Origin of the sequence: Mycoplana azooxidifex, assembly GCF_014196765.1 — a bacterium.
GTDB classification, from domain to species: Bacteria; Pseudomonadota; Alphaproteobacteria; order Rhizobiales; family Rhizobiaceae; genus Mycoplana; species Mycoplana azooxidifex.
Genome location: NZ_JACIEE010000023.1, coordinates 1 through 8453 on the forward strand (window position 1 = coordinate 1; position 8453 = coordinate 8453).

5 protein-coding genes are annotated in these 8453 nt (G+C 60.9%); 2 read left to right on the forward strand and 3 right to left on the reverse strand.

Features of this window, described 5'->3' with window-relative positions:
* Positions 1–292 precede the first annotated feature (292 nt).
* From GGQ64_RS27460 to GGQ64_RS27470, 3 genes are read right to left on the reverse strand one after another with little or no spacing between them, the layout of a single operon-like run.
* Positions 293–3547 (reverse strand): error-prone DNA polymerase, encoded by a 3255-nt coding sequence (locus GGQ64_RS27460; RefSeq protein ID WP_183808483.1) that lies wholly within the window; start codon positions 3545–3547, stop codon positions 293–295.
* Positions 3544–5052, reverse strand: coding sequence for a Y-family DNA polymerase (locus GGQ64_RS27465; protein ID WP_183808484.1), 1509 nt, complete (start codon positions 5050–5052; stop codon positions 3544–3546). The genes GGQ64_RS27460 and GGQ64_RS27465 overlap by 4 nt, the downstream gene beginning before the upstream one ends.
* Positions 4973–5728, reverse strand: a complete 756-nt coding sequence (locus tag GGQ64_RS27470) for an ImuA family protein (protein WP_183808485.1) — start codon at positions 5726–5728, stop codon at positions 4973–4975. Before GGQ64_RS27470 ends, GGQ64_RS27465 begins: the two co-directional genes overlap by 80 nt.
* A gap of 374 nt (positions 5729–6102) precedes the next feature.
* On the opposite strand from GGQ64_RS27470, the gene GGQ64_RS27475 reads away from it, so the two are divergent.
* Together GGQ64_RS27475 and dinB are read left to right on the forward strand one after the other, a co-directional pair.
* Positions 6103–6831 carry an SOS response-associated peptidase gene (locus tag GGQ64_RS27475; RefSeq protein WP_183808486.1) on the forward strand — a complete coding sequence of 243 codons (729 nt, stop codon included), beginning with the start codon at positions 6103–6105 and terminating at the stop codon, positions 6829–6831.
* 12 nt (positions 6832–6843) lie between these two features.
* Complete coding sequence (gene dinB, locus GGQ64_RS27480; protein ID WP_183808487.1) at positions 6844–7944, forward strand: DNA polymerase IV; 1101 nt, start codon at positions 6844–6846, stop codon at positions 7942–7944.
* Positions 7945–8453: the final 509 nt, after the last annotated feature.

Below are 8453 nucleotides of genomic sequence, written 5' to 3' on the forward strand. Positions count from 1 at the left end.
CCGAGGCCGAAGACCGATATTACGCCATGCTGGACGCACCAGCCATGGCCGCGTAACTTAAACCAAACGGTCTCCGGCAAAGCCGGGGCGGTTCAACACCCCAAATTCGCACACACCATTCGACACGAACAATTGATGCATTTAAAGTGCATTCCTGTCCGTAGAAGCGGCACCAATCGATGGGGCAACGGATACGTCACATGATGGCAGGAACGCTCGAAGCGATCGAGCGACAATTCGGTGTCATCGCCCTGCCATGACCAGCCAAACCGCCGCGCATGGTAACCTTCGATCAATGGAAGTTTCGGCTTTTCACCTTCAAGATATCTATATGCAGGTCGGGAATGAAAATGTCCCGCGGCTTTATTGGGTCCCGGCTATCTCCACCGCCTGGCGTGCCATTTCTAAACTCATCACCTCTTCCCGTTGCGGGCATGAAATTGCCCTCCCGATCCGCAAGGCCCGAGAGGTCGCGGGACAGATCGAACAGCCGTTGGGCAACGAGATGGACAACTTCTCCTTCCCGCTGGATACGTCCGTTGATCGCCATCATTGACGACCCGAGGACAACCTGACGTCGGCGCTCGAACAGCGACGGCCAAACGACAACGTTGGCCGGGCCGGTCTCATCCTCGATGGTGATGAACATCACCCCTTTCGCGCTGCCCGGCTTCTGCCTGACCACCACCAGTCCGGCCGTCATTATCCATCGACCGTCCCGGGTATTCATTGCCTCGGCACAGGTGACGATACGGCGCTCCGTCAAATCCTTCCGTAGGAACGCGACGGGATGCTCGCGAAGTGTCAGCCCGGTATGCTCGTAATCCTCCACAACATTGTGCCCCTTGGTCATCTGCCGAAGCTCGACCATCGGTTCCTGCTGCTCAGGAATGGCCCGACGTTCGCGTTCGGAGGCGGCTGCGAACAGTGGTAGCGGCTCATCTCGCAGCGCCTTGATCCCCCATAGGGCATCGCGGCGCTGTAGCCCCAACGATGGCCGGAATGCATCGGCTTCGGCGAGTTGAACCAGCGCTTCCGCCGGCACATTTGATCGCCGCCAAACGTCGTCGACGGACTCGAACGTCCTGTTCATGCGGGCGGCAACGACCCTCGCGACATGAACGTCCGCCAAGCCTTTTACGAGCCTCATGCCGAGACGGACCGCGTGTCGGTCGGTGTCCCCGACCTGCTCCAGCGTGCAGTCCCACCGGGACCGGTTGATGCAGACGGGCCTGATTTCGACGCCATGATTCCTGGCGTCGCCGACGATCTGGGCTGGTGCGTAGAATCCCATCGGCTGGCTGTTGATAAGTGCTGCGCAGAATACCTCGGGATAGTGGCATTTCATCCAGTTCGAGGCATAGGCGATGAGCGCGAAGGAGGCGGCATGGCTCTCCGGGAAACCGTAGGAACCGAACCCTTCGAGCTGGCTGAAGGTCTTTTCGGCGAAGTCGGCCGAGTATCCGTTCTTGATCATCCCGGAGACAAGCTTGTCCTTGAAGAGGCTGACGCCGCCCGTGAATTTGAAGGTGGCCATCGATTTACGCAGCTGATCGGCCTCCCCGCCGGTGAAGCCAGCGCAGACCATCGCCACTTTCATCGCGCTCTCCTGAAACAGGGGCACCCCCAGCGTCTTGCCGAGAACGGCCTCCAGCTCGGGCGTCGGGTACTCGACCGCCTCCTTGCCTTCTCGGCGACGGAGATAGGGGTGCACCATGTCGCCCTGGATCGGCCCCGGTCGGACGATCGCCACCTGGATCACCAGATCGTAGAAGGTCCGGGGCTTCAATCGCGGAAGCATGGCCATCTGCGCCCGGCTCTCCACCTGGAAGGTTCCGAGGGTATCGGCCTTGCGGATCATCGCATAGGTAGCGGGGTCCTCGTGCGGGATGCCAGCGAGATCGAGATCGACGTCCTTGTGCCGCTTGAGAAGGTCGAAGGCCTTCGCCATGCAGGTCAGCATGCCGATGGCGAGCACATCGACCTTCATGAACTTCAACGCCTCGATGTCGTCCTTGTCCCATTCGATCACTTGACGATTGGCCATGGTCGCCGGCTCTATCGGCACGAGATCGTCCAGGCGGTCGTGCGTGAGGACGAAACCACCCGGATGCTGACCCAGATGTCGTGGTGCACCTATCAACTCCTGTGCCAGCTTCAGGGTCAGAGCCAGACGCCGATCCTTCGGGTTCAATCCTTGAGTCTCCAGGCGCTGCTCGCTGACCAGCTCTTCGGACCAATGCCACATCCCCGACGACAGCGCCTTGATGATGTCTTCGGGCAAGCCGAGCGCCTTGCCAACGTCGCGGATCGCCCCTTTGGCGCGGTAGCGGTTGACCGTGGCGCAGAGCGCCGCCCTGTCCTTCCCGTAGGTCTTGTAAATCCACTGGATGAGCTCCTCGCGCCGTTCGTGTTCGAAATCGACATCGATATCCGGAGGTTCGTCGCGCTCCTTCGAGACGAACCGCTCGAACAGCAGATCGTTGGTCTCGGGGTCGATCGAGGTGATGCCGAGGATGTAGCAGATGGCCGAGTTGGCGGCCGAGCCCCGCCCTTGGCAAATGATGTCCTGGCTCCTGGCGAACCGTACGATCGAGAAAACCGTCAGGAAGTACGGCGCGTATCGCATCTCCTTGATCAGGTCGAGTTCGTGCCGGATAGCGCGCAGCACCTTCTGCGGTAGACCCTCGGGATAGCGGTTGGGGATGCATTCGCGGACGTAGTGCTCCAACGATTGCTGGGCATCCATCCCTTCCACGATGGCCTCCTCCGGGTATTGGTAGGTGAGTTCGTCGAGACTGAAACGGCAGCGGTTGACGATCTCCATCGTTCTCGCTAGCGCTTCCGGGTATCGCGGAAACAACCGCGCCATTTCCTCGGGCGGTTTCAGATATCGGTCGGCATGTCGCTCGCGCTCGAAGCCAACCGCGTCGATCGTGGCGTTGTTGCGGATACAGGTCACGACGTCCTGGAGCTGGCGGCGGCCGGGCTCATGGAAGAGCACATCGTTGGTGACGACCGTCCTGACCTTGAATTGCGCCGCCAGGTTCGAAATCTGGTGAAGCCGCAGCTGGTCGTTCGGGCGTCGCCAAAGACTGAGGGCGACATAAGCGCGGTTGCCGAAGATGTCGGCCGTCTTTCGCAACTGAATCGCGCAGGTCTCGTCGGCGAGGTTGGGAACGAGGACGCCGATCAGGCCATCGGCGTACAGAGCGACGTCATCGAGCGAGAGGACGCAGTTCGCCTTGCCGCCGCGTTCCTTGCCAAGCGTCAGCAGACGCGTCAGCCGCGAATAGGCAGCGCGGTCTGTGGGGTAGACCAGGATCGACATGCCATCCTGTAGATCGAGACGACAGCCGACAACAAGGCGGACGCCGGTCGAACGCGACGCCTCGAGCGCCCGGACGATTCCGGCAAGGGAGTTTCGATCGACGACACCCAGCGCCTCGATCCCGAGTTCTTTTGCTGTTGCAAACAACTCGTCGGCCGACGACGCGCCGCGGAGGAAGCTGAAGTGGGTGGTCACCTGAAGCTCGGCGTAACTCATGCGAATATCCCGTGGACGAACCATCGATGCGACCCGGTTCCCGGATCGACGCCATCCCCCTGGCGGAATATCCACAGTCGCTCCCCGCCCTCACCCTCGACGATGAAGTAGTCGCGCACCGCCTCCAGCTCGGCGTCGCGCTTCCACCACTCGCCGAATACCCGTTCGGGCCCGTCGGCGCGTTTGACCTTCATCCGCCGTCCACGCCAGGTGATGCTTGCGGGTGGATGATCCGGCATCAGCGCAATCGCTTCGATGCGATCCGGGCGCGCCAGCAGACGAACCGGCCGGGGCCAGTGGTTCGCCCAGGTCTCATCGTTGACTGCTGCGGCGGCGATCCGCTGCACGCTTCGCTCCGGCACGTCAGAGAATACCGGTGCTACGCGAAAGACCCGATGCCCCCGGTTCCCGAAGATATCGACGAGCGGCGTGACATCGCTGGTTTCGTCCTCCACCAGCGCGGACGACTTCTGTAGGTCTTCGAGCGCCTCGGTCATAACCGCCACCAGGGTCAGCTTCTCGATCCCGAAGCCAGGCTCGATCTTCTCCGTGCGATCCCGGAAGAGTTTGGTCAGCCAGGCGACATCACGGGCGGGTTTGGCCGTTCCGGCGCGAATGGCCTGGCGCGTGCCATCGACCTTCTCGACGATCAGGTCGGCTCGACGAACGCCCAACCCCTTTCGCTGCAGCTCCTCAACCAACTGCACGACAAGACGGCCGACATATTTGTCGATGGTCTCGGGCGCGCCGATGGGTTCGGCGAACGCTCGGCTCACTTCGATCAGCTCCGGTGTCCGGATCGGATCGATCGGTTCCGCCAGTCGGCCGAACATCTGATCCAGCCGGCGGCCGATCTCAGGTCCAAACCGAAGCGCCAGAGGTGCGCGTGGCTGTGCGGATAGTTCGCCGATGGTTTTGAAGCCAAGCATGCGGAGATCGTCGACGGTTTTGGCCGGGAGCCTCAACATGGACAATGGCAATCCTTCGACAGCGCGCTCCGTCTCGCCAGCCGGCACGATCACGGTTTCCCGCTGGACAGCGCGGGCACAGGCATGAGCCGCTCCCCAGGTGTCGGCGACGGCAACACGGGCGGACAGCATCCTGCCGCGGAAACGGTTGACGATGCCGGTCACCATCAGCGTCTCGCCACCTTGGAGATGATCCGCGCCTTCGGTGTCCATGACGATTCCGTCCGGCGCATCGACGGCGACGATGGGAGAATATTGCCCCAACGCCCAGAGTGTTAACCGTTCAAGCGCGGCCGCATCAGCCGCCGGATCAGCGTCCACGAGCATAAGACCGTGAAAGATGGCCTGGGCCTTCGCCGCCGCCATGCCGACGCGGACACCCGATTTCCTGGCAGCGGCGTCTGCAGCCGACACCCATCGCTTCGCGCCGCTCCGGGCAATGATCGCTATGGCCTGCTCAACCGGAATAGACGGATCGGCCCGCCTGATCCTGTCCGTTGCCAGGTCCGGGAGATAGATTGATACGACCCGTGGCATCACACGCTCCAACGAAAAACTCTGCGCACTCGCCCGCCTTCACTCTCATCAACTCCAGAAACCACCGCGCCCGCCCGACGCCGGAAACGGGAAGCGCCTCGCTCGGAAGCACACTCACACGCCACCGCGTGGTCGCGGCCGTCGGCTGACCGTAGTCGTTGGCTTCCGTCTGGCGTCGCCATCGCCGAACTGCCAGGCCCATGGTGCCGGTCTTCTCGGCCGCAAGCTGCAGCCGCCGCGACGTCGTCATCGGAAGACGCACCAGTTCTCCAACCACGGCACCGAGCCCTCCATAGGCCAAGGCCTCCTCCATCGACGCCAGAACGTCCTCTTCCCGGTCAACCTCGACGAAGATCACCCGTTTTGGATGGAGACCAGCCTGGGCCAGGGCCGGAAAAAACAGGTCCGGCCGCGTCAAGCACCAGACGACCTGCCCCTTCGTCCGTGCGGCAATGCCTGCCGCAAACAGCGCGGCGGCAGCCCCGTCCACCGTACCCGCCCCGCCACCGGCAAACTCATGCAATGCACCGAACGCCAAGCCTCCTCCCGGGAGCCGGTTATCGATATCGGGAATGCCGAAAGGTAGGACATGCTTGAGACGCTTCGCCGTACCTTCGAGATGCTGAATGCGCTCTCGAAGCTCGGAAATCACAAGATTTGCGGCACCCTGCGCCATCGATGGCCTCTGTCAAAACCCAGTGTTCAAACTGCTCGAAAGCGAGTATGTTCCTTGTTTGTTCCTGATCGGCATTTGAGTCAATCGTGGCGTTTTTGTTGAAATCGGCCATCCAACGGCCTTCCACAGACACGCGAGGCTCGATCAGGAAACGAAATCAAAGAGCTAGTGATGGGCCGTCCACAGATCGGTACAATGTCTGATTTAAGAAAAAATTCCTGCACCAATGGGATTATTCTCCAGGACCGTCAGTGCAAGGCCCACCCTGTCGCCTGCCGGGCGCGCCGCGACGTTATGCTGTCCCGTAAGCTCTCGAGGCTTGAACGGGTAAGGGAAACCCTTCACGGTCCGTGCCAGAGCTGAGGAGGACATCGATGTGCAACGCCTACAACGTCACGACGACCCAGGACGCGATCCGGAATTTCGTTTCCGCGACGCATGACGTCATTGGCAACATGGAGCCTTCGATCGATGTCTTTCCCGATCGTTTCGCGCCGATTGTTCGTAACAACGAGGATCGCCGCGAGCTGGCGATGGTCCGCTGGGGCTTGCCATCGTCCAGCCGGGCGCTGTTCGATGCCGCCAGCAAGCGGGCCGACAAGCTTCGCGCCAAAGGCAAGGAATTCGACTTCAACGAGTTGCTGAAGATGGAGCCCGATGGTGGCACTACGAATATCCGCAACACTTCCAGTCAGCACTGGAAACGCTGGCTCGGCGTCCAGAACCGATGTGTCGTGCCCTTCACCCGCTTTGCCGAGCCCGACCCGGCCAGCAAGATCGAAGGCGGTCGCACGCCGAATGCCTGGTTCGCCAGCACGGGCGACGATCCGCTGATGTTCTTTGCAGGCTTATGGGTCAGGGACTGGACCAGCGTGCGCAAGGTCAAGGATGGCCTCGTTACCCTCGACCTGTTCGCGTTCCTGACCACCGAACCGAACGCCGTCGTTGCGCCGATTCACCAGAAGGCCATGCCGGTGGTCCTGACCACCAAGGGCGAAGTCGAGACCTGGCTTACCGCTCCCTGGGAGGAGGCGAAGTCGTTACAGCGCCCTCTACCGGACGACCTGTTGAAGATCGAGCCGGTGGTGGATGCCGTCGCATGACTGGACGTCCCGATGACCGCAGAGACTGAACCCGCTGCGGCAGACCGTGTCCGCAAGATCATCCATGTCGACATGGATGCCTTCTACGCTTCGGTCGAGCAACGCGACAATCCGGAACTGCGCGGCAAGCCTGTGGCCGTCGGCGGCTCGGAAGCGCGTGGCGTCGTGGCCGCCGCCAGCTACGAGGCGCGGACCTATGGCGTCCATTCAGCCATGCCGTCGGTGACCGCGAAGCGGAAATGCCCTGACCTCATTTTCGTCAAACCGCGTTTCGACGTCTACAAGGCCGTATCCGCGCAGATCAGGGACATCTTCGCGGACTACACGCCCCTAATTGAGCCGCTGTCCCTCGACGAGGCCTATCTCGACGTGACCGAAAACCACAAAGGTATGTTGATCGCCACCGAGATCGCCCTTGAAATCCGCGCTAGAATTAAAGACGCGACGGGTTTGAACGCATCAGCCGGCATCAGCTACAACAAGTTCCTCGCCAAGATGCCCAGCGACCTCAACAAGCCAAACGGTCAGGCCGTCCTCACGCCCAAAATGGGTCCCCGTTTCGTCGAAACCTTGCCGGTCAAGAAATTCCACGGGGTCGGGCCTGCGACCGCCGAAAAGATGCATCGCCTTGGAATCCATACGGGAGCCGATCTCAAGGACAAGGATTTGCAGTTCCTGGCCGAGCATTTTGGGAAATCGGGCCCATATTTCTACGGCATCGCACGAGGGATAGACCAGCGTCGCGTCAAGCCGGACAGGGTCCGCAAATCCGTGGGCGCGGAAGACACCTTCGCTCACGACATCCATTCCTATGAGCCGGCGCTGGAGGGGCTGCGACCGCTGATCGCCAAGGTATGGCGCTACTGCGAGACCAACGCCATCAGAGCGAAGACAGTGACGTTGAAGGTCAAGTACTCCGACTTCACCCAGATCACGCGGGCAAAGACGAGCGATCGGCCGCTTGTTTCGGCGAGTGATATCGAGGCGATTGCAATCTTGCTTCTAAAGCCAGTGTTTCCGCCTGCAAAGGGCATTCGATTACTGGGCATGACCCTATCCTCGCTCGAAAACGCGGTCACATGCTCGACTGAGCAGCTCCGGCTCACCCTCTGATGGTCGTGCCCCCGCCTCGGTTCACGCATATTCGGTTGAGCAGCCCCGCTTTTTGCTCGATCAAAACACATTCGGTGCCACGGGAGCACGGCAACTATCCGCCAACAGGAGACACTCGCGTCGATATGGATGGATGACTGGCTTGGGGCCGTTGGCCGACCGTCCGCAGCAGAACACCCAACACGGAAAGCGGTCATCAAACTTTGTCGGACCAATCTATACTGCCTCTTACCTCGTACTGCAGCGCTCTATTCGACGATTAAGCGAGCCGGGGTCACTTGATTGGAGCGACCCGGCTTTACTCGTCTGCCGCCCTTGAACTGCAGGTTGCGAACCGATGTCAGCGATCGTTCAGCATGGCGGATAGGGGTAATATCCGCACGGTCCGTAGCCGTTGTAATACGGGTTGCCGTATGAATTGGCCCCCGAAAGGCCCGGACATGCTCCCCCACTTAGCTAAGTGGGTAGGAGTAATGTTGGTATTATGACTATCACCACCCATAAGATGC

Bases quoted from the DNA above. Each gene is read 5' to 3' on its own strand.
- GGQ64_RS27460 (WP_183808483.1), bottom strand. From the start codon at position 3,547: ATGAGTTACGCCGAGCTTCAGGTGACCACCCACTTCAGCTTCCTCCGC.
- GGQ64_RS27465 (WP_183808484.1), bottom strand. From the start codon at position 5,052: ATGCCACGGGTCGTATCAATCTATCTCCCGGACCTGGCAACGGACAGG.
- GGQ64_RS27470 (WP_183808485.1), bottom strand. From the start codon at position 5,728: ATGGCGCAGGGTGCCGCAAATCTTGTGATTTCCGAGCTTCGAGAGCGC.
- GGQ64_RS27475 (WP_183808486.1), top strand. From the start codon at position 6,103: ATGTGCAACGCCTACAACGTCACGACGACCCAGGACGCGATCCGGAAT.
- dinB (WP_183808487.1), top strand. From the start codon at position 6,844: ATGACCGCAGAGACTGAACCCGCTGCGGCAGACCGTGTCCGCAAGATC.